Annotated in this window: 30 protein-coding genes and 1 pseudogene; 28 read left to right on the forward strand and 3 right to left on the reverse strand. The window is 56.8% G+C overall.

What is annotated here, in order from left to right:
- From J7548_RS19020 to J7548_RS19030, 3 genes are all read right to left on the reverse strand, one after another.
- Entirely contained in the window at window positions 1-348 is a 348-nt protein-coding gene (locus tag J7548_RS19020) for a putative holin (protein ID WP_290977692.1), read from the reverse strand.
- Window positions 349-428: 80 nt separating this feature from the next.
- Window positions 429-935: a hypothetical protein gene (locus J7548_RS19025; RefSeq protein ID WP_290977694.1), complete on the reverse strand. Its 507-nt coding sequence runs from the start codon at window positions 933-935 to the stop codon at window positions 429-431.
- Window positions 936-1,188: 253 nt separating this feature from the next.
- A complete protein-coding gene (locus J7548_RS19030) occupies window positions 1,189-1,533 on the reverse strand; it encodes a helix-turn-helix transcriptional regulator (RefSeq protein ID WP_290977696.1) in 345 nt (114 codons plus the stop codon).
- A gap of 117 nt (window positions 1,534-1,650) precedes the next feature.
- On the opposite strand from J7548_RS19030, the gene J7548_RS19035 reads away from it, so the two are divergent.
- The 28 genes and pseudogenes from J7548_RS19035 to J7548_RS19170 all read left to right on the forward strand — a co-directional run.
- Window positions 1,651-1,890: a helix-turn-helix domain-containing protein gene (locus J7548_RS19035; protein ID WP_290977707.1), complete on the forward strand. Its 240-nt coding sequence runs from the start codon at window positions 1,651-1,653 to the stop codon at window positions 1,888-1,890.
- Window positions 1,891-1,901: 11 nt separating this feature from the next.
- The gene (locus J7548_RS19040; RefSeq protein ID WP_290977709.1) at window positions 1,902-2,933 is read left to right on the forward strand and encodes a hypothetical protein; all 1,032 of its coding nucleotides are present in this window, start codon (window positions 1,902-1,904) and stop codon (window positions 2,931-2,933) included.
- A gap of 12 nt (window positions 2,934-2,945) precedes the next feature.
- Window positions 2,946-3,545 (forward strand): hypothetical protein, encoded by a 600-nt coding sequence (locus J7548_RS19045; protein WP_290977711.1) that lies wholly within the window; start codon window positions 2,946-2,948, stop codon window positions 3,543-3,545.
- Window position 3,546: 1 nt separating this feature from the next.
- Window positions 3,547-5,226, forward strand: a complete 1,680-nt coding sequence (locus tag J7548_RS19050) for a Mu transposase C-terminal domain-containing protein (protein WP_290977713.1) — start codon at window positions 3,547-3,549, stop codon at window positions 5,224-5,226.
- A gap of 12 nt (window positions 5,227-5,238) precedes the next feature.
- The gene (locus J7548_RS19055; RefSeq protein ID WP_290977715.1) at window positions 5,239-6,183 is read left to right on the forward strand and encodes an AAA family ATPase; all 945 of its coding nucleotides are present in this window, start codon (window positions 5,239-5,241) and stop codon (window positions 6,181-6,183) included.
- Window positions 6,184-6,191: 8 nt separating this feature from the next.
- Window positions 6,192-6,521 (forward strand): hypothetical protein, encoded by a 330-nt coding sequence (locus tag J7548_RS19060; RefSeq protein WP_290977717.1) that lies wholly within the window; start codon window positions 6,192-6,194, stop codon window positions 6,519-6,521.
- Window positions 6,518-6,793 carry a hypothetical protein gene (locus J7548_RS19065; RefSeq protein ID WP_290977719.1) on the forward strand — a complete coding sequence of 92 codons (276 nt, stop codon included), beginning with the start codon at window positions 6,518-6,520 and terminating at the stop codon, window positions 6,791-6,793. Before J7548_RS19060 ends, J7548_RS19065 begins: the two co-directional genes overlap by 4 nt.
- A gap of 30 nt (window positions 6,794-6,823) precedes the next feature.
- Window positions 6,824-7,345, forward strand: coding sequence for a host-nuclease inhibitor Gam family protein (locus tag J7548_RS19070; RefSeq protein WP_290977721.1), 522 nt, complete (start codon window positions 6,824-6,826; stop codon window positions 7,343-7,345).
- The gene (locus tag J7548_RS19075) at window positions 7,342-7,812 is read left to right on the forward strand and encodes a hypothetical protein (protein ID WP_290977723.1); all 471 of its coding nucleotides are present in this window, start codon (window positions 7,342-7,344) and stop codon (window positions 7,810-7,812) included. Before J7548_RS19070 ends, J7548_RS19075 begins: the two co-directional genes overlap by 4 nt.
- A gap of 1 nt (window position 7,813) precedes the next feature.
- Window positions 7,814-8,527 carry a DUF2786 domain-containing protein gene (locus J7548_RS19080; protein ID WP_290977725.1) on the forward strand — a complete coding sequence of 238 codons (714 nt, stop codon included), beginning with the start codon at window positions 7,814-7,816 and terminating at the stop codon, window positions 8,525-8,527.
- Window positions 8,524-8,982 carry a regulatory protein GemA gene (locus tag J7548_RS19085; RefSeq protein ID WP_290977727.1) on the forward strand — a complete coding sequence of 153 codons (459 nt, stop codon included), beginning with the start codon at window positions 8,524-8,526 and terminating at the stop codon, window positions 8,980-8,982. Before J7548_RS19080 ends, J7548_RS19085 begins: the two co-directional genes overlap by 4 nt.
- Before the next feature lie 14 nt (window positions 8,983-8,996).
- Window positions 8,997-9,416 carry a DNA-binding protein gene (locus J7548_RS19090; protein ID WP_290977729.1) on the forward strand — a complete coding sequence of 140 codons (420 nt, stop codon included), beginning with the start codon at window positions 8,997-8,999 and terminating at the stop codon, window positions 9,414-9,416.
- A 230-nt stretch (window positions 9,417-9,646) separates the two neighbouring features.
- Complete coding sequence (locus J7548_RS19095; RefSeq protein ID WP_290977731.1) at window positions 9,647-10,642, forward strand: phage protease; 996 nt, start codon at window positions 9,647-9,649, stop codon at window positions 10,640-10,642.
- 60 nt (window positions 10,643-10,702) lie between these two features.
- Window positions 10,703-11,611 carry a Mu-like prophage major head subunit gpT family protein gene (locus tag J7548_RS19100; protein ID WP_290977733.1) on the forward strand — a complete coding sequence of 303 codons (909 nt, stop codon included), beginning with the start codon at window positions 10,703-10,705 and terminating at the stop codon, window positions 11,609-11,611.
- 113 nt (window positions 11,612-11,724) lie between these two features.
- Window positions 11,725-12,303, forward strand: coding sequence for a hypothetical protein (locus J7548_RS19105; protein WP_290977735.1), 579 nt, complete (start codon window positions 11,725-11,727; stop codon window positions 12,301-12,303).
- Window positions 12,303-12,803: a phage protein Gp36 family protein gene (locus J7548_RS19110; RefSeq protein WP_290977737.1), complete on the forward strand. Its 501-nt coding sequence runs from the start codon at window positions 12,303-12,305 to the stop codon at window positions 12,801-12,803. The genes J7548_RS19105 and J7548_RS19110 overlap by 1 nt, the downstream gene beginning before the upstream one ends.
- Window positions 12,800-13,288, forward strand: coding sequence for a hypothetical protein (locus J7548_RS19115; RefSeq protein ID WP_290977739.1), 489 nt, complete (start codon window positions 12,800-12,802; stop codon window positions 13,286-13,288). The genes J7548_RS19110 and J7548_RS19115 overlap by 4 nt, the downstream gene beginning before the upstream one ends.
- Window positions 13,285-14,760 carry a phage tail protein gene (locus J7548_RS19120; protein ID WP_290977741.1) on the forward strand — a complete coding sequence of 492 codons (1,476 nt, stop codon included), beginning with the start codon at window positions 13,285-13,287 and terminating at the stop codon, window positions 14,758-14,760. Before J7548_RS19115 ends, J7548_RS19120 begins: the two co-directional genes overlap by 4 nt.
- Window positions 14,761-14,807: 47 nt before the next feature.
- Window positions 14,808-15,170, forward strand: a complete 363-nt coding sequence (locus tag J7548_RS19125; RefSeq protein ID WP_290977743.1) for a phage tail tube protein — start codon at window positions 14,808-14,810, stop codon at window positions 15,168-15,170.
- Between the two features lie 41 nt (window positions 15,171-15,211).
- Window positions 15,212-15,508: a phage tail assembly protein gene (locus J7548_RS19130; protein ID WP_290977745.1), complete on the forward strand. Its 297-nt coding sequence runs from the start codon at window positions 15,212-15,214 to the stop codon at window positions 15,506-15,508.
- 203 nt (window positions 15,509-15,711) lie between these two features.
- The gene (locus tag J7548_RS19135; RefSeq protein WP_290977747.1) at window positions 15,712-17,886 is read left to right on the forward strand and encodes a phage tail tape measure protein; all 2,175 of its coding nucleotides are present in this window, start codon (window positions 15,712-15,714) and stop codon (window positions 17,884-17,886) included.
- Window positions 17,886-19,040 (forward strand): DNA circularization N-terminal domain-containing protein, encoded by a 1,155-nt coding sequence (locus J7548_RS19140; protein ID WP_290977749.1) that lies wholly within the window; start codon window positions 17,886-17,888, stop codon window positions 19,038-19,040. Before J7548_RS19135 ends, J7548_RS19140 begins: the two co-directional genes overlap by 1 nt.
- Window positions 19,033-20,112: a phage baseplate assembly protein gene (locus J7548_RS19145; protein ID WP_290977751.1), complete on the forward strand. Its 1,080-nt coding sequence runs from the start codon at window positions 19,033-19,035 to the stop codon at window positions 20,110-20,112. Before J7548_RS19140 ends, J7548_RS19145 begins: the two co-directional genes overlap by 8 nt.
- Window positions 20,112-20,696 (forward strand): phage baseplate assembly protein, encoded by a 585-nt coding sequence (locus J7548_RS19150; RefSeq protein WP_290977753.1) that lies wholly within the window; start codon window positions 20,112-20,114, stop codon window positions 20,694-20,696. The genes J7548_RS19145 and J7548_RS19150 overlap by 1 nt, the downstream gene beginning before the upstream one ends.
- A complete protein-coding gene (locus J7548_RS19155; RefSeq protein WP_290977755.1) occupies window positions 20,689-21,099 on the forward strand; it encodes a phage GP46 family protein in 411 nt (136 codons plus the stop codon). Before J7548_RS19150 ends, J7548_RS19155 begins: the two co-directional genes overlap by 8 nt.
- Window positions 21,096-22,145, forward strand: coding sequence for a baseplate J/gp47 family protein (locus J7548_RS19160; RefSeq protein WP_290977757.1), 1,050 nt, complete (start codon window positions 21,096-21,098; stop codon window positions 22,143-22,145). The genes J7548_RS19155 and J7548_RS19160 overlap by 4 nt, the downstream gene beginning before the upstream one ends.
- The gene (locus J7548_RS19165; RefSeq protein WP_290977759.1) at window positions 22,142-22,717 is read left to right on the forward strand and encodes a hypothetical protein; all 576 of its coding nucleotides are present in this window, start codon (window positions 22,142-22,144) and stop codon (window positions 22,715-22,717) included. The genes J7548_RS19160 and J7548_RS19165 overlap by 4 nt, the downstream gene beginning before the upstream one ends.
- A pseudogene (locus J7548_RS19170) lies at window positions 22,704-23,732 on the forward strand (hypothetical protein); the annotation flags it as partial. The gene J7548_RS19165 and the pseudogene J7548_RS19170, both read left to right, overlap by 14 nt.

The following is a 23,732-nucleotide window of genomic DNA, read 5'->3' on the forward strand; positions in this document are numbered from 1 at the left end:
TCAGGCTCCCAGGCCGATGGCGATCATGGCGCAACCGACGATCAGTGCGCGCCGGAGCATGGCCGCAGCGAAAGCGATGGAACACGGCATATATGCACGGTCTCCATCCGCTGGTTCACCGACGCCGCATTCCTTGCAAGGCTCTGCGCCATCATCCGGTTCGATGAAACTGTCCGGGCGAGCATAGGGAAACAGGGAACGGTCAAGCCAATAGCCGATGACGCCGGCCATTGTGACCAGAGACAGCTTGTACAGGCTGACGGGAAGTTGGGTTGGATAGAACAGGCCAATGAAGGCCAGCAAGACAACGGTGGCAAACAGCCACCAGAAAAGGCGGGGAAGTTTCATTGCAATCTCCGGTTGGGTGATGACCGGAGATTACGTGTGCGTGAGGAAGTTGATTAGGCTGGAAATAATTCCCGCAAGAGTTACAGATTCGGAGTGAGTGTCATGTTGAAAATATTTCCATCATCGGATGAAACACAAACGCGGGATGATGAGTCTTTATCGTCTGTGCAAACCTCCTTCCACTTCTTTTTAGAAGACGCACTAAAAACACTAGCAGATACAGCAAGATAATCTCCGTAATAACTGCCACGCATAGCACGTATTAGCATTCCACCTGTACGAATCAAATCGCTTGAGGGATTCAATTTTTGAGAATCAAGCATCAACCAAACACCTGTAACTTGGTTGTTCATGCTGTCTATCGTCAAGAGTGAATTTCCCACGTTTAAACGGCATTCCGTAATTGTTTTTCCCGGCACTTTTACAATCGGTTTAGATGTACAGCTTGTGGTCTGTAACTCAGGTGTCATTTCTTGAGAAGCCGAACTATAGCTCTTTAGGAACTTAGTTTGAGTAGGTGGTGCGGCCAGTGTCATAGCCGGGATAACTGATAGTAGAAAAAGAATATTTTTCAAAAGGTGTTTCATTAATTTGCCTTGTAAGAGTTATTGATGATTTATACCGCCTACGTCTCCACAACGTAGGCGGCTCTTCTTATTGGCGTTTCAGTTTTTAATTTTTTTGACAGCGGCCCAGCATAAATACTGGATACCGCCCCCCCAGCTTGTACTTTCAACGCTAAACCAACATGGCAAAGGAATGATCCGTGCCGTAGGTCTCGGAGGATCGGGATCATCCGGTGGGTCATTCATGGATGTCACCACACGGATCAATTTTCCCTTACGCCCTCCGTTTGGTCTTCTTAGCTTGCGCCGCCTGTAAGGCTACCCCCCGAATGATCTTTTTGCCCTCCGCATCCGAATGCTGATAGTCATCTATCAGGGTCTTTAATTCGGGTTCCAAATCTACTGTTGGAGCTATAGGCCGGCTGCGCTGACCGGTCAGTATATAAAGAACGTCTGCGCCTTCATTGGAAAAAGTCTGCAATTGGATAGCATCAGGCGCACTCGCCCCTTGTTCCCAACGAATGATCGTAGTTTTGCCCACACCCAGCATTTCAGCCATCTGAGGTTGTGTTAATCCCAGACGCTCTCTCTCCTGCTTTAATCGTTCGAATAGTTCCATTTATTGAACCAAAGTGTTTACAGGTTCCAAAAATGGAACCATAATGGTGTCTAATTCGATGCCCTCCAATTTGAGCATCGGAAACCTGCCTAACAAATTAGGCTAATAGGAGAGATTATGCACCCAGAACAGATTAAAGCGGCAATGCGCATGGCAGGTAAGACTCCTGCTATGGCAGCCGATGACCTGAAGGTGGCAGGTTCCACCGTAAGTCAGGTGATTAGTGGTCGAGCCAAATCCGCCCGGATTCAGGCTTACATTGCCAAAATCATCAAGCAGCCTATCGATAAAATCTGGCCGCCATCTGACCGCCCAGTGCTTCGTCGCACCAAGGCCATCAAACGTAAAACTATTTGATGGGGGCCAGTATGAAACGCAATGCTGCCAAGCAGCCCGCATCAGCGGAAGTTATTGAAATGGGCAAACCTGCTTCGGCCGATGTGGCTGTGCTGGTCAATCCGAAGGCTTCGGCCTTGGCCCAAGAGTTAGGATACGACGGCCCTCTGTCCGTAGGTGGTCTCGAAGATGGCATCCGCTTCTACCAGCGTCGTACCGTGGAATCCCTGCTGGAGATGGGCAAGCGTTTGCTGTTGCTTAAAGAGGTAGCTCCCCACGGTGAATTCATGTCACGAGTCCAATTGCTTGGCATTTCGGACCGCTCTGCTAATCGCTTCATGCAAGCTGCGACGAAAGTGTCCAAAGTCGCCAATTTGGCGACTTTGGCGACACAGGTCAAAAGCGCGAGCGCCTTCCTGGAACTGGTCACCCACGACGACGACGTACTGGAGCAACTTGCCGAGATGGACGACATCGACCGCATGAGCGCCAGCGAGTTGCGCGAGCGTGTGCGCAAGCTGGAAGCTGATGGCATGGAAGATGCCCGCGCCGAGCAGAAGCGCGCCAATCGTCTGGAACAGGAACTGGAGAAGAAAGATGACTTGCTCCAGCGCTTGCGTTCCGCCGTGCCGGGCAATAGTGCCTACTCCCCCGAAACCAATGTCGTGCGCCAGCAAGCAGCGCTAATGGACATGCATTGCTCCAGCGCCATGTCCATCCTGGACAAGATGGCCAGTGAGATGAATGCGGATACGACAGAGGGAGAGCAATACCTGGCGCAACTGCATAGCGTTTGCTTTGCCGCGCAGGCGATTCATGCGCGCTCTCGCATCTTGCTTGATCGCCTCGAATCGATGGGCGCATTCGATACGCCGACGATGCAGGACATTACCAAGTTCATGGCCGGTACCCTCACCGTGGAAGAGGCCACTTGGTTCCTGGGCGAAGTCGAAGTCCTTCGTTCTGCCCTGATCAATGAACACCAGCAGATTCAGCTTGACGCGAATGAGTCTGCACAGCGTGGCCGTGGCCGCCCCCCTAAGGGCGCAAAAAACAAGAAGTAACAGGGAGGAAATATGTCCTGGAACACCTATCGCTATACACCCAGTCAGTTGCTGGTGTTGTTGCGCACCAATCGTTTTTCGTTTCTGACGGATGCCGCCCGCGAGCGCATTGATGCGCTCATGGAAGTAGTGGTCATTGATGTAGCCGACCACGCCAAACATTGCGACGAATTCTTGCGCTGGAATGTCGTTGCCATTGAACACCAGGTGCCGGCCCTGCAAAGGCTGGCTATCTGCCGCGAAGTGTGCGAGCAGATGGAAAGCGGTAAAACCAGGGTGCAGGCGATCAGCGGCTTATTGGCCGAGGGGAACCGTCCCAAGAGCTTGTGCATGCTGCGCGATGATGTGCGGCGTGCTGTGATTGACCTCAAATTGTCGAGTAATCTGGCCGGTATGCGCCGCGTCGATATCTGGCTTGATCGCTTGGTGGGACAGGAATCCGACCTCGCGCAGATGCTGGCAATGGTCGATGAGGAAGCCCTTGCCATGTCGGAAGACAGCTACATCACGCGCCTGGCTGCAACCTCTCTTGAAGCAGATCGCCGCCGCCATGTTGCAATCGCTGCGGCGAAAGACGGCGATCAGTTCCTGGTAACACAGGAAGGAGCCTGAGATGGCAGGATCATCACGCGCTTTGTCCGTGGCGTCGCATACACGCCTTCCTGTTTCCTCAACCAATCCTGCGCGCTTGGCAACGCGCACCGAACTGCTGGCATCCGGTGCACCGAACCCGACGACGCGCTCTGCCATTAAAGCGCATCAGCGCAAGATGATTGTCGAGGCGCTGCGCATCATCGCGGCGCCGGGCGTGAGTCTGGACATGGCGATCACCACACTGGAGATTCGTTTCCGCAATAGCGCGCTACATCCGGCCCTGCAGGATGCGATCGCCTTGTCGATCAAAGGAGCGCAAGCCTTCATCAGCCGCAGCACGCTCTACCGTTGGATCGAATTGGATCGTGCCGGCGGCAAGGCAGCGCTGGCGCCAAGGCATCGTGGCCGTGTGCGCGCCGAGGGTGGCTGGGAGGCCAAGGCCGTGGAACTGTACAGCCTGCCCAGCAAGCCCAGCATTGCAGCCGTACACCGTGAACTGTGCCGCGTGTGGGCCTTCGATTGCAGCTATGAGCAGGTCTATGGCTACCTGGATGCTTTGCCCTCGCAAGCCGGCAAGAACTCTGCGGCGCGCCTGGGACATAACCTGTACAAGCAGCAGCAAACCGCTTTCACGAAGCGCCATACACGCAATTTGAAGGCCGGTTCGATCTACATGGCCGACGGCTACCGTGCCGACGTATATCTGGCGCACCCCATGACCGGCGAACTGTGGCGCCCGGAAATCATGCACGTGATCGACCTCAAGAGCGGTTACCTGGTCGGGTACCGGATCATGGCGCACGAGGGCGGCTATGACGTGATGATGGGATGGGCTGGCATCTTCGAGCGCTGGAACCATGTCCCGCCGCTGCTCTACATCGACAACGGTTCCGGCTACAAGAACCGGCTCACCGAACTGGAAGGCACCAGCTACTACGAACGCGCCGGTGTGCAAGCCGTGGTGCATTCCTTGCCATATAACCCACGTGGCAAGGGCCATGTGGAGCGGTATCACCGCATCGTCCGCGACGACTTTTTGAAGCTGTGGCAGCCGCAGTTCTATTGCGGCCCGGACATGGCCGGCGACGCATTGAACCAGACCGTACGCGATGTGAAAGCCGGCCGGCTGACCTTGCCCAGCTTGGCGCAGTTCATCGACGCTTACGAACACTGGCTGGCGACGGACTACCACCAGCGTCTGCATCCCGAGAACAAGTACGCCACCAGGGCGCAGGAATGGGCCGAGTTAGACCCGATCCCGCCACATGCCACCGCGATGGAAATGGCGCGCCCCAGCGAGCGGCGCAAGGTACAGCGTGCGTCCATCCAGTTGATGAACCGCCGCTATGTCCATCCCGATCTGCATGCCTGGAACGGCAAGTCGGTACTGGTCGAATACGACATCCTGGATCACCGCACCATTGCCGTCCGTACGGAAGATGGCCGCTTGATCTGCGATGCGCCACTGGTCGAAGCCATTGGTGTGATTGGCGACTCCTTCCTCGCTGACAAGACGCAAAAGGCGCTTGAATCAGCCGCGGGCCGTCTTGAGAAGAAGCTGCTGGAGCAGAAAGCCCGCGCCGGCATGCTGATCGATGTTGATGCCGCCGTCAGCGGCTTGGTGGTGGAGATGGAGCCGCCCAGGCAGATCGGCACGACCGCTTCTGACGACGATGAAATCGAACTCTTTGACCTTTAACCAGGGAAAACCATGACACAAATTGCAAACTGGCCCGACCACTACACCAAGGCCGATATCGGTGTGATCCAGGACATTCAGAAATGGATCGTTGACCGCAAGTACACGCAAGCTGCGCTGGCCCGTCTGGCGCGTATCTCGGGCAGCAGCTTGAACCAGATCATCAAGGGCGTGTATGCCACCAGCCCGGCCAAGCTGCTCACCGCCATCAGTTCGGCAATGCGTCACGCTGATGAAACCAGCGGTCATGTCATGGCCCCCGTTGAAACCAGCGTGTTCAAGTTGATGCACCTGGGCTGCGACATGGCGCGCCGCAACCGCAATTTCGCGGTGCTTTCCGCCTACGTTGGTACGGGCAAGACCTTTGCGATCAAGCGCTATGCCGCTACCCATCCGAACACCTACATCATCGAGGCCACGCCGACGATGACGCCGCAAAGCCTCATCAAACGCTTGGCGCGCATGGTGGCCGGCGTGGAGAAAGGCAGCATTGCCGACAAGTTCGATGAAGTGGTCTCCAGCTTGCGTGACACCGACAGCCTCATCATCGTGGACGAGGCTGAAACGCTGACGCCGCACCAGTTGCATACCATCCGCCGTATCCGCGATCTGGCGAACATCGGTATCGTCCTGGCCGGCACTGAACACCTCTCCGGCCTCATCAAGCCGCAACACGGCCAGTTCGACCAAATCCGTTCGCGTACCGGCTTCTGGCCCGAAACCATCCGGCATATCACGGTCGAAGACGCCGCCGCGCTCACGCAGTCCGCCTTCGGTGCCGAAGAGGTGGCCGAGGATGTGATTGAACGCCTGTATGCCTACTGCCGTGGCAGCGCCCGGATGTTGACCGAGGGCTTGATCGCCGGCATCAAGGAGTTCCGCCGTGATCGCGCCCTGGACGTCAAGCTGGTAGACACGGTGGCGAAGAAAGCCCTGTTCCTGCAATCCGTCGCGTGAGGTTGACCATGACCAAGGTTGCCTATCTTGTTTCAGATGCTTCGCCGGTGGCTCCCCAGGGCGGGAGCCAAGAACAACGCTTCAAGGTTCTCACTGCCGAAGTGGCGCATCGCCTTTCGAAAATGAATGCGGCATCGCGCAAGCTGCGCCAGATGGGATACCGCATCGTGGGCGAGATTCTTGCGGACACGCCGACCGTGATCGTAGAGCGTGGCGCCGGTGGCTCCATCGCTTCTTTGCTGGATCGCTCTGGCAAGCCGTATTGGTGCGAGAAACACGGTGTGAAGTACGGCTGCGCACTGTTCATGGGGATCACTGTCACCTGGAGGGAGGCATGAATAAGCAGTTCACTTCCATTTCCCAATTCCTGGCCCAACCAGATGAACTCCATACGGTGCTGGAGTTGCGAGAGGAGCTAGCGCGCAGCAATCGCCTAGTGCTGGATGTCGGCCAGCAGTTGTATTCGCTCACACGCGCCGTTCACAACACCAACGTCTTCCTGGATCAACTGGTTTCTGCTCACAAGGCCGGCGATCCAGAAAAAGTTGCGGCGCTCCTGGATATGGTCGGCAAGCAATCCACCCAGGCACCTGCAGGCCCAATTCACTAATTCATTTTCATCACCACCAGGAGAACCCTTATGGCAACCAAACAACGTGTTAAAGCCGCCGCCCAAAAGTGGGTAGCCCAATCTCAGGATGATGTTGCTGCCACCATTCGCCAGATCGGTGAAGTCAGCCGCGATGTTCTGCGCCTGCAGACCAACATGAACGATGAAATCGCGGTCATCACACAGAAATACCAGGAACTGATTACGCCCAAGCAAGAGCGCATCAAGAATATGCAGGAAGGTGTTCAGACCTGGTGCGAAGCCAACCGCGACACGCTGACCAACAGCGGCAAGGTAAAGAGCTTTGGTTTCATCACCGGAAATATCCAGTGGCGCCAGCGTCCGCCATCGTGCCGTATCACCGGCGCCGAGGCCGTCATCGACACCTTGAAGCGCCTGGGCCTGTCGCGCTTTGTGCGCACCAAGGAAGAAGTCAACAAGGACGCTATCCTCAATGAGCCTGAGGCCGTAGCCGGCGTAGCGGGTGTGTCGGTCGTAACTGGCTTGGAAGATTTTGTAATTGAGCCGTTTGAACAGACTGCGGAGCAATGATGGCGAAAAAAACCGACATCCTGGTCAAGTGCACCCGCTGCCGGCATCAGTGCATGGAGTCGCGCTGGCGCTTCAAGGCGATCAAGTCCGGCGGCGAAATCTCCGCTTCGCAATTGGTCTGCCCGAAGTGCGGATGCAAAACGTACTACGACATGCGCCTACAAGTTGCCTGGTGCTGGGCTAGCGGCTTGATCGAGACCGGTGATAAGGCGCCGGCTAATGATCCTGATGGAACCGGCCCAATCGTTTTCGCGCAAGGCCCGAAGTCTGAACTGCAGGTTGTTCTTGGCGCGCTCTCCCGGCACGGCCAGGGCGCTAGCGCCGGCAAGCTGCTTGTGCCTGGCGTTCCAGAAGCCTCCAATCAGCACAAGGCCGCTGATGCCCTGATTGCCTGGACGAAGTGGTGCATGAAGGGCAACGGCCGCAAGGGGCGCTACGGTGTTGAGTTCTTTCGGTTGGGAGTGTGAGATGACCAGTATGAATCATTCCTCTCCGCGCCAAAAAATCATCGACAAGGTACGTAAGTGCCTGGCGCTGGCTGGCAGCGCCAGCGAGCATGAGGCTGCTGCAGCACTGCGCCAGGCGCAAAAGCTCATGGAGGCGCACGGCATCGATGCTGTCGAGGTCAAAGCCAGCGAAGTCCAGGAAAGTGCTGCGCATGCTGGTGCCAGCCGCACACCATCTTCCTGGGAAACATACCTTTGCACGACGGTGGGCGATGCCTTCGGTTGCGAAGTGATCTTTATGGCTGGCTACGGTTCGGGAAAGTGGAATTTCGTCGGCGTCGGCATCAGCGCTGAAATCGCGCAGTATGCCTTCACGGTGCTTTTCCGCCAGTTGCGTCGCTGCCGCACCACCTATATCAAGGAGAAGTGCAAGCGCATCAAGCCGGCCAACAAGACTCGCCGCGCCGACCTGTACTGCAAGGGCTGGGTATATGCCGTCGAGAGCAAGGTACGCGCCCTGGCGATCAACCCGGAGCGGGATTCAACCATCGCGGCCTTTATGGGGCTTCACTATCCTGAGATGGGGAAGTTCTCTCCACGCGACCGCAATGATGGGCGTAAGGCGAGCAGCAAGGATATTGATGCCATCGTGGCGGGTGTACGAGCTGGGGATGATGCCCATCTTTCTCATGGTATTGCCGGTGATGAAATGGTGCTGATCGAGGCGGCAGCATGAGCGACTTGATCACCCACCACCGCCAACTACTTGGCATCGCCAAGTCCTGGGCCATGAAGAACCTACCGGGCTGGAGCGCCGAGTCGCACCAGGACTTGTTGGTGCGTCACGGCGCCACGGCCGTGGATGGCCGTATCTCCGCCACCACCATGTCCGTCCCACAACTCAATGGCGCCCTGGGCGATTACCAGGGGCGCGGCTGGGAGCGTACACGCAAGGTTTTCTCCCAGGGCAAATCCGGCGCCAAGACCGTGCCGCCGCAGATCGCGCACATCGTGCGCTTGTGGGGGCGACTCGGCCAGGCCGGCAAGGTGCAAAAAGCTACGCGCAGCGCGTTGCTGGCGTACTGCGCCCGTCAACTCGGCCACGACAAGGTGCCTGACCTGGACAGCCTGGATGTCCAGGAATGCCAAACCATCATTGAGTCGCTTAAGAAATGGCTAGACCGTAAGTAACCACGCTCATCACTATGACGACAGAACTCTCTTTCCCCAATGTTGACCCGGAACTGGTTAAAACGCTGCCGCCAGTGCTGCGTGCTGTTGTTCGTGCGCTGGGCTTCAAGCGGGCGAAAGATTGGCTGGCGTTGCACGGTGGGGTCAATGTCATCATCCCGGCCTACCGTAGCACTACGCTGGGCTTGGAGGCGGATGAACTGGCCCGGTTGCGTGTCACCCTGGCGCCGCATCTTGATACGGCCAACCGCTGCTGGTTGCCGAAGGTCGATAAACTCGCCACCATCCTGGCGGCAATGCGCAATGCCCAAATCCGGGAAGAGCGCCCCCATACCAGTATCAGTAAGCTGGCCCGCAGCAATGGGCTGTCGTCCCGCCAAATCCTGAACATCATCCGGGAAGATGATGACAACCCACAATTAGACCTGTTCTAAGCCCAGGAATCATTTGCTGGGCTTCCTAGCCCCCTCAAATCGTTCTGTTTGCGTTCGAAAGCCGTTTAAAAACGGTTTTTGGCGGGTCGGGAATAGGACGGCCCCACCTTCCCCCTCGGAAGCCCCAAAACGCCTCGGGGCATTTCTTCCAAAAATCGCTGTAAAAATTTCCAGCGGTGACCCAATTTCACCCCGCGAACACAATGCTCCCATCTGCTTAGGAGCACTCTGTGTCGCAAATCAAAACTGTTCATACCGCCATTGCCGCCTTGGCCTTTGAGTTGGGCGTCGGTGCCGATGGTCAGGTCACGACCGAAGCCCATTTGTTGCCGGCCGGTGAATTCCGATCAATGGATGGCCGCCCGGAGGATTGCGATGCCTGGCGGTTGGACGCCGATATTGCTTCTCGTGTGATCGCATTGGCGGCCTCTCGCAAGAACGACATCCTGATCGATTTTGAGCATCAGAGTCTGTACGCCCAAAAGAACGGTAAGCGCGTGGAGGCCGCCGGCTGGATTCCACGGACTCTGGAATGGCGCGAAGGCGCGGGTCTGTACGGCACCAATATCTCCTGGGTGGGTGATACCGCCCAACTGATCCTCGACAAGAAAGTCCGCTACGTCAGTTCGGTTTTCTCCTATGACGCCAGTACGGGCGCCGTGCTGGAACTGCTGTCGGTGACGCTGACCAATACCCCCGGCCTGGATGGGCTTGAAGCGCTGGTAGCACTGGCCCGAGAGAATTTTTTTTCACCAACCCACGAAAAGGAGGCCGAGATGGCTGACGAAAAGCAGGTGGCGGCGCTCACGGTTGAGCGCGACACCCTGAATACGAAGGTGGCAGCGCTGACTGCCGAACGCGATGGCCTGGCTGTCAATGTGGCGGCGCTGACCAAGGAACGCGACGAGCTGAAGGTGGCGGTCGATGGTCACGCGAAAGAAAAAGCCGAAGCTGCGCTGGCATCGGAAAAGGCCAAGAAAGAAACCCTGATCGATGATGCCAAGAAAGCCGGCCAGTTGATCCCGGCCCAGGAAGAATTCGCCAAGTCCCTGCCGCTGGCCGAACTGACCCGCTTCCTGGACACCCTGAAACCGGTGGCCCTGCTGACCCGTCAGGCCGAAGGTCACGGCGGTAGCGGTACTGGTCTCAGCGATACCGAGATTGCGTACTGCACCCGCATGGGCGTCTCCCACGAAGACTACCTGGCAGCGAAGAAAGCCGGCTGACGGCGCATTCGTGCGCGCTGTTTTCTAAATTTCGAAATTTGAGAATATCTGGAGAATTAAATGGGCCTCAACCAAATGACGCAAGCGCAGTTCGATGCGTTGAAAACCACTCTCAAAGTCCGTTTTAACGCGGGCCTGAAACTGTCGAATGAAGACTGGAAGAAGATCGCCAAGGCGATCACCAGCGATGGCAAATCCAACACCTACGAATGGCTCTCCGCCTTCCCGGCCTTCCGCGAATGGATCGGCAAGCGTCTGCACAAGGTGCTGTCGGAAACGGCTTACAACGTTGTCAACCGCAAATTCGAAACGACCATCGATATCAAGGTGGAAGACATCGAAGACGACAACGTGGGCCAATACGGTGGCATCGCCGAATCCCACGGACAGGCAGCTACCGATCTGCTGAACGACCTGGTGTTTCAGGCAGTGGTTGCTGGTTTCAACTCGCTCTGCTACGACGGCCAGTACTTCTTCGATACCGATCACCCGGTTTATCCAAACGAAGATGGCTCCGGCGTTCCCACTACCCAAAGCAACATGCAGGAAGGAACTGGCGCCCCCTGGGTTCTGCTCTGCACCAAGCGCGCCGCTTCTCCCATTTACCTGCAGGAGCGTAGTCCGGTTCGTTTCGATAGCCTCACGTCGCTGCAAAACAGCCAGGTCTTCGACTACGACATGTACAGCTTCGGCGGCCGCTGGCGCGGTGAAGTGGCTTACGGTTTCTACCAGTGCGCATTCGGCTCCAAGGCCGATCTGACCGCCGACAACTTCAATGCAGCCTACGGCGCCATGATGAAGATGAAGGGTGACGGCAACCGCAAGCTGGGCATCGTGGGCGATACCTTGCTGGTTGGCCCCGATTTGCAATCCAAGGCCGAGGCGCTGTTGAAGGCACAGCAAAACGCTGCCGGCGCCAGCAACACCAACTACAACAAGGTGCAACTGATCGTCACGCCCTGGATGTAATCCGGCCAGGTTTCCTAACTATATATACATCCCGCGAAGCCGTAGCTGCCCCGGCCGGAATTGTCCGGCCGGGTTCGGCTCCCCAGTAGCAGAAACAAACAACGGAGAAAGTGATGGTTACCTTATACGCACGTGTGCATCCGAAGAAGGGTATTGAAACCTTCCATCGTTGCGCGATCAGTTTTACCCAGGCATGGCAGAAGCTGGTGGATATTGATGAAGCCACCGCCCGCCGCCTGGCAGAAGAGCAGATGCTGGAAGTATCGGTCGAGAAGCCGGCAGACTACGAAGAAAGCGAACAGGCAGGTGATAGCGCCGGTTCCACTTCGCAGCCAGGCCAGAAAGCCGGTACTCCAGCAACTGCACCCACCGGTTCCGGTGATGGCGCAGTCAACTCGGGCGCATCCAACGGCCAAGCCGGTGGCTCACTCACCGGCACCAGTGTCACGGCACCGGCTGTCGCTCCTGCAGGAGCTGGTGCCGGTGGCGCAACGGCGGCATTCGCGGACGCAGCAGTGCAACGTCTGCGCGATATCCTGGCGGCCATTGCCCAACTGGACGCCAATGATGAAAGCCTGTGGACAGCCGCCGGCCTGCCCAAAACCGAAGCCATTGCCGCCATCCTGGGTTCGCCGGTGACTGCGGCCGAGCGTGATGCCGCAGTCGCACGCTGTGAATCGGAAGGTAAGTAATGGCCTTCGCCTCCCGATCTGATCTGCTGGCGCGCAGCAATGCCAAACGGCTCGGCCAGTTGGCCGTGCCAGCCGACATGGACATGGTGCCGGATGAAGCGCTGCGCGTTGCGATCTCGGGAGGCGATGTTTCGCAGTATTCCCAGGAAGAACAAAATGCCTTGGCGCTGGCCCTGGATGCTATCGACAAGGCGCTGCACGATGCTGATGCATTGATCCTGTCGTATGGCATTCCTGAGGCCGTGCAAACCACTCTGCTGTCTCGGCTGGCATCGACCGTCGCGCTTTATTACCTGCAGGGTGCCGAGCGCATGACCGACGATGTGAAGCATGCGTATGAAAGCGCTATCGCTACGCTGAAGTCGCACAGCAAGGGCGAGGTCAATCTGATCCCTCCTGCAGCAACTGATCCTGTGCTGTCCGATGACCTGGCGATCATCAGCAGCAGTTCACGTCGCTACCGCTCGGCCTGGTCTGAGGATGATGAGGTGGGCTTGTGATCTCGCTCACCCCGTTGATTAAACACCTGACGCCCAAGCCTACCGGCTTTGATGGCATCTGGTTCCGCCAGGTGGCCGGCGCCGCCGAATTTGCCCGCATCCGCCCGGAATCGCTTCCACTGCCTGCGGCCTGGATCGTGCGTGCGGCCGACAAGGTAAAACATGCCGGCGAACGGGCCGAGGATGTAACGCTGGCTTTCGATGTCGTGATCGCTATCGAGAACGCCAGGACGCATTCCCAGGGCGACACGGATGACCTGCTGCTGAAATACCGCCAGGCGGTTAAAGGGTTGCTGCTGGGCTGGGAGATGCAAACCGGCAATGGCAAAGAAAAGCCGCTCAAGTTTGCTGGCGGCCAAGTCCTGGAATACACCGATGGCGACCTGTACTGGCGGGATCGCTATGAGTTTGAAGCACTGATTACCAACTATTTACCTGATCCACCGCCATTTGACAGCGTGAACTACATAGGAGAAAGACCGTGACCATTTCCTTCAACGAAGTGCCGGCCGCATTGCGTTACCCCGGTGCCTACATCGAAATCGACGGAAGCCAGGCTGGTTTGTCCAGCGACTTGCCGGCCGTGCTGTTGGTCGGCCAGAAGCTGCCGACCGGCACTGCCGCCGCTGGTGAGGTGGTGCGCATCTCCAGCCCGGAAGATGCCAAGACCAAGGCAGGCGCCGGCTCCATGATTGCGCAGATGGCGGCGGCCTACCGGAAGAAAGACCCGACCTTCGATCTGTTCATCCTGCCATACGCTGACAATCCGGCAGGTGTTCAGGCAACTGGCACCATCACCGTAACAGCGGTGGCGACGGCCAATGGCACCCTGGCACTCTATCTTGCGCAAAAGCTGGTTTCGGTTGGCATCGCCACCGGTCAATCCGTCGATCAGATCGCCTCTGCAATTGCCCAGGCGATCACCGATGCAGGCGCCGATATCCCGGTCACTGCCGTTGCTGCCGCCGGCGTTGTGACGCTGAAGGCCCGTCACAAGGGAAGCTGCGGCAACAACATCGACATGCGCCTGAACTGGTTCGGGGAAAGCACGCCCCAAGGTCTGAGCCTGACACTGAGCGCGATGGCCGGCGGCGCCGGTGATCCTGCTCCTGGTGATCTGCCGTCAATCATCGGCAAGCGCTGGTTCCGCTATGTCAGCCTCGGTATCAATGATGCCGCGACACTCGCGGCCTGGCATACCGAAAGCCAACGTCGCTACGCTGTGCCAATCCAGGCCGGCTTCCGTGCCTTCACGGCGTTTCGTGGTGACTATGCGGCGGCGGCCGCATACGGTGAAATCAAGAACTTCGAGCATATCGCCAGCCTGTGGATCGGGTTCTCACCGAAGTCCACCTGGGAAGTCGCGGCGACATTGGCTGCGGCCGCATCGGTGAGCCTGTACAACAATCCGGTGACTTCTCTGGAAGGTATCACCTTGCCCGACGTGAAGGGCGAACAGAGCTACAACGACTTCACCCAGGGAAACAGCCTGCTGTTCAAAGGCATGTCCGTCATGGAAGTCGGTTCCGATGGTTCTTGCTCCATCAAGCGCCTCATTTCGATGTATCAGAGGCGCTCGGATGGCAGTGCCGACGATGCCTTCCTGGACATCAACGTGGCCGAGGTGATGGAGCGCATCCGTTACGAACAGCGCATGGGCGCCATCAAGCGTTTCCGTGGGTCGACCGCAGCCAAAACCAACGAAGGTTACCGGCCTGGCCTCAAGATCACCACGGAAGACAGCGTACGCGCATACCTGCTGTCGCTGTACAAGAACCGGTTGATGCAAGAGCTGGGTTGGGTACAGGCTTATGCGTACTACAAAGGAACGCTGGTGGTGGAGCAAGACCCGGACAATCCGAGCCGTTTCAGTTTTAAGGATGATCCGGTGATCAATGCGCCGTTCTACATCCTGGCTGGCCGCTCGGCCTTCCGCAAGGCAGTGCCGACTTACTAATCTCGGCGCCAGGATTTTCTATTCTGATTTAAAGAGGATTTGCGAACATGGCAAAGTTAAACAATATTCAAAGCGTTTCGGTGCCGTCGATTGGCAAGCTGCCCCTGGCGGAGTCGGGGCAATCCTTCACGCCAAGCGGCAAGAAGCGCACGCACAAAGCTGGTCGCCAGGCTGTGGACGGGGGTTTTACGGAAAGCTCCCAGGCTGCGAAGCTGGAATTGAGCCTCAACCTGCAGGGTGGTCTCGATATCGTGGCGATCAACAACATCGAGGATGAAGACATCACCATCCGCATGGCTGACGGCAGCGTTCACATGATGAGCATGGCCTTTGTCGAAAACCCGATTACTGCCGGCGACGGTGAGGGCAAGGTTACGTTCATGTCGAACGAGTCCGAGCAGATTTCGTAATTGCAGTATCCCGTATCGATTTTCTTTATTCCTTGACGACTATGGCAAAACTTACCCTCATTCATCCGATCCAGATCAGCGACAAGAAAACCATCGACACGCTGACCTTCCGCGATTACACCACCGCATCGGATTACCTGTCGTTTGACAAACGCGGTGCTGTCTTGCAGCGTCTCGCACTGATCGCTAGCTTGACCGGAACTGATGAAACCCTGATCGAACGTCTGCGCGGCGTCGACTATCGCCGGGCCGAGGCAATGGCAGATGCCATGATCGAGGGCGATGAAAAAGAATTCAATGACGAGAGGGACGCGCAAAAAAAATTACAAGAGTCTTGATCGCGGTGGGCTTGCTGATGAATGTGATGCATCAGCAAGCTCCTGTGGTTGAGGCTATGCCGATTACCAAATTGTTTGTTTATGCGCGTCTGGCTTGTGCTTTGACAGGCCGCCCCCCGATTTAGCGGGAAAAATTTCCCTCCTGTTTTTCACGTGTGGCAGCACTTATGCTCCAGTTACCTTTTGGTACTGGAGCTTTTTTTATGTCGTCTGCTGTCAACGTTGAAGTCAACCTCGTACTGAATGACCGAGCGACTGCTGGCGCACGCGCCGCAGCGCAAGGTGTTCAGCAGGAAACCAATAAGGTCACTACCGCCACCGAACGCATGGCGCAAAAGGCAGCCGATTCTATCGAAAAAGGCACCACTCGCCAGCGCAGCAGTTACGAACGTCTTTCCCAGGCACGCGAAACCCTGGGCGTCAAATCCGAGCGAGCCATCCAGCGTGAAATTCAGCAAACGGAAGCCGCATATAACCGTTTGAAAATGGCGGGTTTCTCTTCCTGGAACGAACAAGCGGCCGCGGCTGAAAAGATGCGCGAGAAGGTCACAAAGCTGACCAATGAGATGGGCCGATTGACCACAGCGCAAAAAGCCTATGGTGCGTTGAAATTCTCCGGTGCCGCTATTGCTGGCATCGGAGCAGCGGCGTATACGTTGAAGGCTCCAGCCAGTGCCGCAATGTCCTATGACATGCGTTTAGCCGACATGGCGAATACGGCTTATGCGGAGCGTGACAAAGCGGGGCGCCAGATTGGCATGAAGGAGCTGGAAGGCGCCGTTAATAAAGCACGTCGAGAAGGTGGTGGGACTCGTGATCAAGCGGCTGATGCCCTAGATACCATGATTGCTTCAGGCACGGTCTCTGATCAAGAGGCCATTGCCATGCTGCCAGGGATTATGAAAGCGGCGACGGCTGGTAATACCGATGCCAATGCTCTGGCGACCATTGCAATCCGGGCCAAGCAAAGTTTCAAAATCGGCGTCGAAGATATCCCTAAGATTCTGAGCGCGGCGCTGGCCGCCGGCCAGGCGGGTGGATTTGAATTAAAGGACATGGCGAAATGGTTGCCCCAGCAGATGGCTATGGCAAAGAACCTGGGTATCTCGGGCAAGGATGGCTTCGCTAAGTTGGCCTCCTGGAACCAAGCATCGGTCGTCACTGCCGGCACCAAGGATGAGGCCGGTAATAATCTACGCGATCTCCTCAACGAACTGAACACGCCACACTTCCGAAACTTCATGGCGGAACAGTACTTGGCCAATGGGCAGAAGGCAAAAAAGGGACAAAAGGAAGGCCGCCTCAAAACAGTTGATCAGTTATTTCTGGATTACCAGGATCGTGGTGTCGATAAGGTCGAGGCTACTCTGGACATGATGAACACCATCTTCTCCAAGAATAAAACCTATCAGTCTCTGCAGACCAAACTACAGGGGCTGAGTAAGGATGATAAAGAGGGGCGTCGTGACATCCTGGAGGCGATGGCTGCACAGGTGCAGGGTACTGCGGTGGGCAAGGTGTTCCATAACCAGCAATCCTTGATGGCATTCCTGGGCCTGATGAACAATGCCGATTACACCAAAGACGTATTGGGCAAAGTGCGTGCTGAATATGGGAAGAAATATTCGGATGGTGACAATGGTGATGGTGAATCTGCCATCGGTATTGGCTTTAGCGTGAAGAAAGATACTGCCGGTTATAAAGTTCAGCAGGCAGAAGAAGATAAATTGTTGGGGCAAAAGGCCGCAATGGATTCGTTGACTCCGGCTATCGGTAAGGCTGCTGAAGCGTTTTCAGATTTGGCCGCCAAGCATCCGTTGTTGGTAGGCACAACCATTTTGGCTACCACCGCTCTTGGCGCACTTGCTGGCGCTGCCGGTTTGGCATCCATTGCGATGGGCGGGAAAGGTTTGCCAGGTGGCGGTGCAATTAGCAGATTTGCCTCGGGCATGGCATCAAGCGGTATCGGTCGAACGGCAATGCAGTTGGGGAAAGTCGGAACGATTGGCGGAATTGGGGCGCTTGCCGGTGGGTATGCCTTGGATAAGACTTTCGGTGAAGAATCCGCCGTCTCGCGCTATGGCTCTTCCATGATGAATGGTGCGGCACTGGGTGGGACGATCGGTAGCTTTGTGCCACTCGCAGGAACAGCTATCGGTGCATTGATTGGTGGTCTCGGTGGCGCTGCTTGGGAAGCCTACAAGGATTTGTCCAAAGGTGCGGAGCAAAAAGCTGTAGATGCTAAACCTGCCGAGATGAACGCAAAGTTCACTGTGGGCCTTGCTCCTGGTTTAGTCCTGCAGGGGCAATCGTTCCAGGCCACCGGCGCCAACGTCTCGCTCAACACCGGCAACATAATGACGGGAGCACCACACTGATGGCATATACCGACCGTAGGGCCAAAGCCTCGTTCCGTGGCATGGAATTTCTGACGGATAGCCACAGTGCGCGTGGTGGCCGTCGCATCGTGACCCATGAATATCCTCATGGCGATGTTCCCAGTAGTGAAGACCTTGGAAAAAAAGCCTGGGACTGGAAGCTGAATGCCTATTTCATCGGCAAAGACTACGACCTCGAACTAAATGGATTGCTGGAAAAACTGGCGGAGCCTGGCGCGACCTGGCTTACCCATCCTTGGCGCGGCCTGTTGTGGGTGCGTGCCAAAGATTGGTCTATCGAAGAGAACAACGAACAGGATGGATCAGCGAAGGTCACCATTGAGTTCGTGGAAGGTGGCGAGACCATCCAGCCTTCCCAGGATAAGGTCGATGTGGCAATCGACCGTACCCGCAAGATGGGCGACGCGGCGGAGGAAGATTTTGACCAGGAGGCGATGAGCGCCGATGGCCTCAATTCCTATATTGCGGCCGTCCAGGAGAAGTTGGAGGTATTGCGCCAGGTGATCTCGCTGGCGACCTTGCCGCTGACCTGGGCAAACCAGATTCGTAACTTGGTTGCCGGCGTCAAGGGAGACCTCGCCACCTTGGCGGGCCTGCCGGATGCCTACGCCAATGCCTTGCGTGGCCTCACCAATATGTTCGGTGGCAGCAGTTATAGCGACGACTTGAGCGGTGGTGATCGCGCCCGCCTGGTTGGGCGGTTGAGCAAGGCCGCCAGGCCGCGTAGCACCGTGTTGTCTGGTGTGGCCGCTGTTGATGGTGCCGTTCGGCGCAATCTACAGAAAGAAGAAGCACTGCGCGGCCGCTTGCTAGTGGCCTCTGCTGCAGAACTGGCGATCACTGTCTATGAGACCGAGGCGGATCGGGACATGGCGCTTGACGCCGTGGTGACCGCCATCGATAGCTTGCTGCCGAATTTGCCGGATGCCGTGTTCCAGGCTGCGACAGATGCCCGCGCTGCCGTCATTGATGCCTTGCTGTCCCAGGATTTGAAGCCGGCAGTCACCCGCGATATCTCCAGCTCGTTGCCGGCGGCCGTCCTGGCTTATCGCCTGGAGGTCGATGAGGATGTGTTCCTGGCGCGCAATGCTGTTCGCCATCCCCTGTTTGTGAAAGGTCGTATCTATGGATGAGGGAACAGTCGAACTCCGGTTTGACGGCAAGCGCTTCGGCTATTGGCAAAACGTCGAAATTAAAGAGTCCGTCGATGATCTGTGTTCGTCGGTACGCCTGGGATTGACTCGGCCTGGTGATGGCTCGCCGCTGGGAATAACGGCCAATACCATCCTCGATGTGCTGATCGATGATGAATTGGTCACCACCATCCGCACGGATGTTTTGCGCCGACCAACGGATATGAAGAGCAGCGCCATCCTATTGGATGCACGTTCCCTGGGGCGCGAACTGGTGGACTGCCAGTACTCCAAGACTCTATCGGGCCTGAAGCTGGGCGAGATCGTAAAGCGCATTTGCGACACCTTTAAAGTGCCTGTAAAGATCGACGGAGATACGCCGGTGGTACCGGAGTTTTCCATGCAATCCGAAGTCCCGGCCAATGCCCTCATCAACGCGGTACGGTCTTCGAACATGCTGCTCTATCCGTTACCCAGTGGTGGTCTGATCTTGACTGAGCCGACCGATGATGAGCCGGTGACGACTTTGGAGCTTGGTAAGCATTTCTTTAAATACCAACCGATTGACGAATTCCGGCTGCGCTTTTCGGATTACGTGGTCAAGAGCTTCGACTACAACAGCGACAAGGCGTTGCAGGGGGCGATCAAAGACAGTGGCATCTCTTTCTTTCGCCCCATGCATATCGTGGCGGATCGTCATAGCCAATCCCTGGGGAGTTGTGATCGCCGCGCCGAGCTTGAGAGAAACCGGCGTCTTGCGCGTGCGCACCGTATCGAATTGGAGGTGCCTGGCTGGCGCTATCAGGATGCTGATGGAAGATGGCGGATATGGAGGATCAATACGCAGGTTCGGGTGGTGATTCCATCGGATGATCCTATTGAAAATGTCGATGGTGTGTTTCTGCTGGGGGAGCGCACTTTCGGCCTGGATGATAAGGGCGGGAAGGTTACACGCCTGCAGGTTATGCATCGGGATGCCTTCCTGGGCGAAGAAAAGAAGAAATCCAAGCGAGGCGCCTCTGTCAAAGGGGCCAAGGCGCTTAAAGGAAGCAAATTCCGAGGGGTGCGGTAATGTTCAATCAGATTTGGCGGCGCCTCCAGTTGATATTTGCCCAGGGAACCAGTATTCGGACGGGCCGCGACTCGGTGCAGGTCTCGATCCTGACCGGGGAGACCTTGAAGAATATCCGGCGCGTGGAACCCTATGGCTTTTCTTACTGGCCGCCTGAGGGCGGCCAGAACTACCTGGTATTTCCGGGCGGTGATCGCTCTTACGGCGCGGCGCTCATTATTGGTCATAAAACCTATCAGGTGGAGATCGTCCAGGGCGAGGTGGCAATCCATGACGATGAAGGGAACTGGGTACACATCAAACGCGGCGGCGTGATCGAGACAAAGGCAACGGCTATGGTGATCGCTGATACACCGCTGTTTAAAACGACGGGTGATGCCGAGATCGGCGGCAATTTGAAGGTGGTCGGCCAAACCATATCCGCCGGCGGCTATTACGGTGAAGGTGGCGGGGTTGCAAAGATGAATGGTGGCGCGGATATCACCGGCCCCCTTACCAACAACGGAAAGAATGTTGGTTCCGGCCACCAGCATACGAGCAAGCCGCCTGGCGAACCGACCTCGGAGGTAATTACGAATGCTTAAAATGGTACCGCTCGGCCAAAATCAATTCGACCTGGCGCCGTTCGATGAGTCTGTGGACGATGACAATACCGAGGCGGCCACCGTCATCTATGCTGTGTTGTATAGCGATGGCGTTGCGCCGGCGGATCGTGTCCCTGATCGATATGAGCGGCGTGGCTGGTTTGAGGATGGCAAGGTCGGAACGGGCCTGTGGTACGTCCGTCGCCAGCCGTTGAACAGCAAAGCGCGCAGCGAAGCGCTCAATATGGTCAAAACTGCCTTGATGGCGCACTCCGATGCGCTCACCGAGGTCAATGTGGATGAAGTGACCATTCCCGAACCCGCTGGAAATATTTCCAGCGTGTTCATGGATATTACGGGCTTGCACAATGGACGCCAGTTCATTGTGCGAGTCCCGTTGTGACCTCCTACACTCTCCGCCCTACATATACCGATCTCAAGACACGCATTGCTGCTGATTTGGCCGCAATGCCTGCTGTCTTGCGTGGCCCGTTATCTGCGGCGCTGGCGCGTGCGAACAACAGCATACACGGGCATCTGGAATGGATTGATAGGCAGACATCGCCGTTGACCTGCGATCTGGAGCGCTTGTATGACTGGGCCACTCTGTACAACGTGGCGCGCCTGGATGCTACTGCTTCTACTGGTGGTGCTGTCGGTGCTGGTGCCAACGGCGTCCCGATCCTTGCTGGCACTCAATTACGCGGCACTGCCAATGGCCTGGATTACACCGTCCAGGCGGCCATTATCCTGGGCCAATCTTCGACCGTTACCCTCAAGTGCAACACCACCGGCTCGGCCGGTAACCTTGTCGCTGGGCAGACGCTTCGCTTGATCGACCCGCTTCCTGGATGCGACGATATCTTTACAGTTGATGCGAATGGCTTGTCTGGCGGCGAGGAAGAGGAAGATTTAGAAGACTGGCGCAGCCGTGTCGCAGAAGAATGGCAGACCATCGTAACGACTGGCGCCCGCTCGGGTAAGGACGCTGATTACCGATTCTGGGCTAAAAGCGCGCATCCATCTGTCACAACTGCACTGGTTCAGCCCCATGTTCTTGGCATCGGAACCGTGCTTGTCCGTCCAATCTGTAATGGCCTGCAGGATCGTTTGCCAACTCAGGCCGTGTTGGATGCCGTCTCCGAAAAACTGAGCAGCATTGCCCCGGCTACGGCAGATTGGCGCGTTGCAGCCCCACTCAAGCGCTTGGTTACCGCCTCATTGCATTTACAGCCTGGCTTTGATACCGAGGCCAATCGCACATCGATTGGGGGCGCTGTCCTGGCCGCGATCTTGGCCGAGGCCAGTGAAACATCCATTCTGGCGATGGCCGAACTGGATGCAGCCATTGCTACCGTCACAACCCAATACCAACGGATCGCCCCAACGGCCGATATTGCCGTCGCAGCCGGCGAAGTGTTGGTCTATCGCCCGATCACCTGGTTATGAAGATCACGATCCATACAGATCGAGAGTTTGCTGACGCCATCAAGGCATTGCTACCGCCTGGCGCCGCCTGGAAATGGCCTGAAGGCGGGTTCGGTGACGATATGTTGTTGGGCGCGGCGCAGGAGATGGTGCGCATTGATGAGGCCGCCCAGGTAGTACTCGATAACGCGGTTTCCAAGCATGCCCCCAAGGTGGATAACTGGCATATCGATGAGTACCGCCGCGTGGCTAAAGAGGCAATCGCCGGCGTCTCAGAGACCAAGCCGCGCCGGCCGGCGGCGATTGGCGGCCACATAGGCGATCGCCTTTGGAGTCACGAAGCTCCCGCGCAGGATTTTGATGTCGACCTGGTGAAGATCGACCACCTGTTCGGGCCAGCGCGCATCGGCAGCAAGATCGGTGATGCGATGTGGGGAACGCGCTCCAGGTACATCATCCGCGTCCGCTATTACAGCTCGGTCGTTAATCCGGCTGTGTTGTGGAAAGCATTATCCGAATTCAAACAATCCCATGTCTTCCTCTGGTTTGAAGACATCACTGGAGCAGGAGGTTTTTACCATGCATCGAATTGATGGCCCAGGCCACGTAAACAATCGTTGGGTTGCCCAAGATGACAGCATTGGCCGGCCACCAACTGAATTTGTTCCTGAATTCTTCAACGCTTTCCAGGAAGAGCTTTGTTCGTTCATCGAATGGGCGGGGTTGGAACTCAATAAGAACGACAACACGCAAGTGCGTAAGGCGTTGCAAGCCGCATTTGCTGGCCTTACATCCCCAGAGTTCACCGGTACGCCCAAAGCGCCTACACCGGCGCCGGGCGCCAATACTACCCAGATTGCGACAATGCAAGCGGTACAAACCGCCGTCAATGGCATCGTTGCCATCGATATCGCTGGTGCTGCAACTACTGCACTGACTGCCGACCAGGCCGGCGCCATCATTATCAGCCTTACAGGTGTCGTGACGGCTGCAAAGGCCGTTACTGTCCCGGCCGCTTCGGGCGTATGGACTGTCAGGCATGGCGGTTCGGGAAAATTTCCTGTCACCTTTAAAACACCTGCAGGAACGGGCATCGTGCTGTGGCCCGGCGATGTGCTGGATGTTTTCTGCGATGGTGCGAATGTCTACGCTCGCAACAACCTGCCACGTGTGTATGCGTCGAGTTCGCTGCCAGGATCGGATGTTGGCCCGATCATCGTGAAGGGCATGGGCGGCAAGGCTTGGGAGTGGGCATCAACAGCTTATTTTTCCGGCTACCGTTCGTCTGAATGTGGTGGCGTGGTTTTCGGTCATACGGCTTTGCCGCGTGCCTGGGAGGTAGATGCGGTAGGTGGCGTGATGAGCAAGACCGCATATGCGGCCTTGTGGGCCTATGCACAAGAAAATGGTCTGGTTGTGACCAATGCAAACTGGGTTGCCGGTTCTCATTGGTTTGTTGACCTCGGCGGGGATAACTTCATGTGTCCCGACCTGCGCAACATGTTTCCGCGTCTGGCGGCCGGTGCAACTGACCTTGACACTGCAAATGCAAGAGCCTTGGGTTCTCGCCAGGCTGATGCGCTTCGAAGCCACACGCATCCGCTTTCA

This window comes from Herbaspirillum sp. (assembly GCF_017744395.1).
GTDB lineage: Bacteria > Pseudomonadota > Gammaproteobacteria > Burkholderiales > Burkholderiaceae_D > Herbaspirillum.

Bases quoted from the DNA above. Each gene is read 5' to 3' on its own strand.
- J7548_RS19065 (WP_290977719.1), top strand. From the start codon at position 6,518: ATGAATAAGCAGTTCACTTCCATTTCCCAATTCCTGGCCCAACCAGAT.
- J7548_RS19070 (WP_290977721.1), top strand. From the start codon at position 6,824: ATGGCAACCAAACAACGTGTTAAAGCCGCCGCCCAAAAGTGGGTAGCC.
- J7548_RS19040 (WP_290977709.1), top strand. From the start codon at position 1,902: ATGAAACGCAATGCTGCCAAGCAGCCCGCATCAGCGGAAGTTATTGAA.
- J7548_RS19155 (WP_290977755.1), top strand. From the start codon at position 20,689: ATGCTTAAAATGGTACCGCTCGGCCAAAATCAATTCGACCTGGCGCCG.
- J7548_RS19150 (WP_290977753.1), top strand. From the start codon at position 20,112: ATGTTCAATCAGATTTGGCGGCGCCTCCAGTTGATATTTGCCCAGGGA.
- J7548_RS19140 (WP_290977749.1), top strand. From the start codon at position 17,886: ATGGCATATACCGACCGTAGGGCCAAAGCCTCGTTCCGTGGCATGGAA.
- J7548_RS19075 (WP_290977723.1), top strand. From the start codon at position 7,342: ATGATGGCGAAAAAAACCGACATCCTGGTCAAGTGCACCCGCTGCCGG.
- J7548_RS19130 (WP_290977745.1), top strand. From the start codon at position 15,212: ATGGCAAAACTTACCCTCATTCATCCGATCCAGATCAGCGACAAGAAA.
- J7548_RS19135 (WP_290977747.1), top strand. From the start codon at position 15,712: ATGTCGTCTGCTGTCAACGTTGAAGTCAACCTCGTACTGAATGACCGA.
- J7548_RS19085 (WP_290977727.1), top strand. From the start codon at position 8,524: ATGAGCGACTTGATCACCCACCACCGCCAACTACTTGGCATCGCCAAG.
- J7548_RS19125 (WP_290977743.1), top strand. From the start codon at position 14,808: ATGGCAAAGTTAAACAATATTCAAAGCGTTTCGGTGCCGTCGATTGGC.
- J7548_RS19055 (WP_290977715.1), top strand. From the start codon at position 5,239: ATGACACAAATTGCAAACTGGCCCGACCACTACACCAAGGCCGATATC.
- J7548_RS19145 (WP_290977751.1), top strand. From the start codon at position 19,033: ATGGATGAGGGAACAGTCGAACTCCGGTTTGACGGCAAGCGCTTCGGC.
- J7548_RS19110 (WP_290977737.1), top strand. From the start codon at position 12,303: ATGGCCTTCGCCTCCCGATCTGATCTGCTGGCGCGCAGCAATGCCAAA.
- J7548_RS19050 (WP_290977713.1), top strand. From the start codon at position 3,547: ATGGCAGGATCATCACGCGCTTTGTCCGTGGCGTCGCATACACGCCTT.
- J7548_RS19080 (WP_290977725.1), top strand. From the start codon at position 7,814: ATGACCAGTATGAATCATTCCTCTCCGCGCCAAAAAATCATCGACAAG.
- J7548_RS19020 (WP_290977692.1), bottom strand. From the start codon at position 348: ATGAAACTTCCCCGCCTTTTCTGGTGGCTGTTTGCCACCGTTGTCTTG.
- J7548_RS19100 (WP_290977733.1), top strand. From the start codon at position 10,703: ATGGGCCTCAACCAAATGACGCAAGCGCAGTTCGATGCGTTGAAAACC.
- J7548_RS19045 (WP_290977711.1), top strand. From the start codon at position 2,946: ATGTCCTGGAACACCTATCGCTATACACCCAGTCAGTTGCTGGTGTTG.
- J7548_RS19035 (WP_290977707.1), top strand. From the start codon at position 1,651: ATGCACCCAGAACAGATTAAAGCGGCAATGCGCATGGCAGGTAAGACT.
- J7548_RS19060 (WP_290977717.1), top strand. From the start codon at position 6,192: ATGACCAAGGTTGCCTATCTTGTTTCAGATGCTTCGCCGGTGGCTCCC.
- J7548_RS19165 (WP_290977759.1), top strand. From the start codon at position 22,142: ATGAAGATCACGATCCATACAGATCGAGAGTTTGCTGACGCCATCAAG.
- J7548_RS19090 (WP_290977729.1), top strand. From the start codon at position 8,997: ATGACGACAGAACTCTCTTTCCCCAATGTTGACCCGGAACTGGTTAAA.
- J7548_RS19025 (WP_290977694.1), bottom strand. From the start codon at position 935: ATGAAACACCTTTTGAAAAATATTCTTTTTCTACTATCAGTTATCCCG.
- J7548_RS19030 (WP_290977696.1), bottom strand. From the start codon at position 1,533: ATGGAACTATTCGAACGATTAAAGCAGGAGAGAGAGCGTCTGGGATTA.
- J7548_RS19105 (WP_290977735.1), top strand. From the start codon at position 11,725: ATGGTTACCTTATACGCACGTGTGCATCCGAAGAAGGGTATTGAAACC.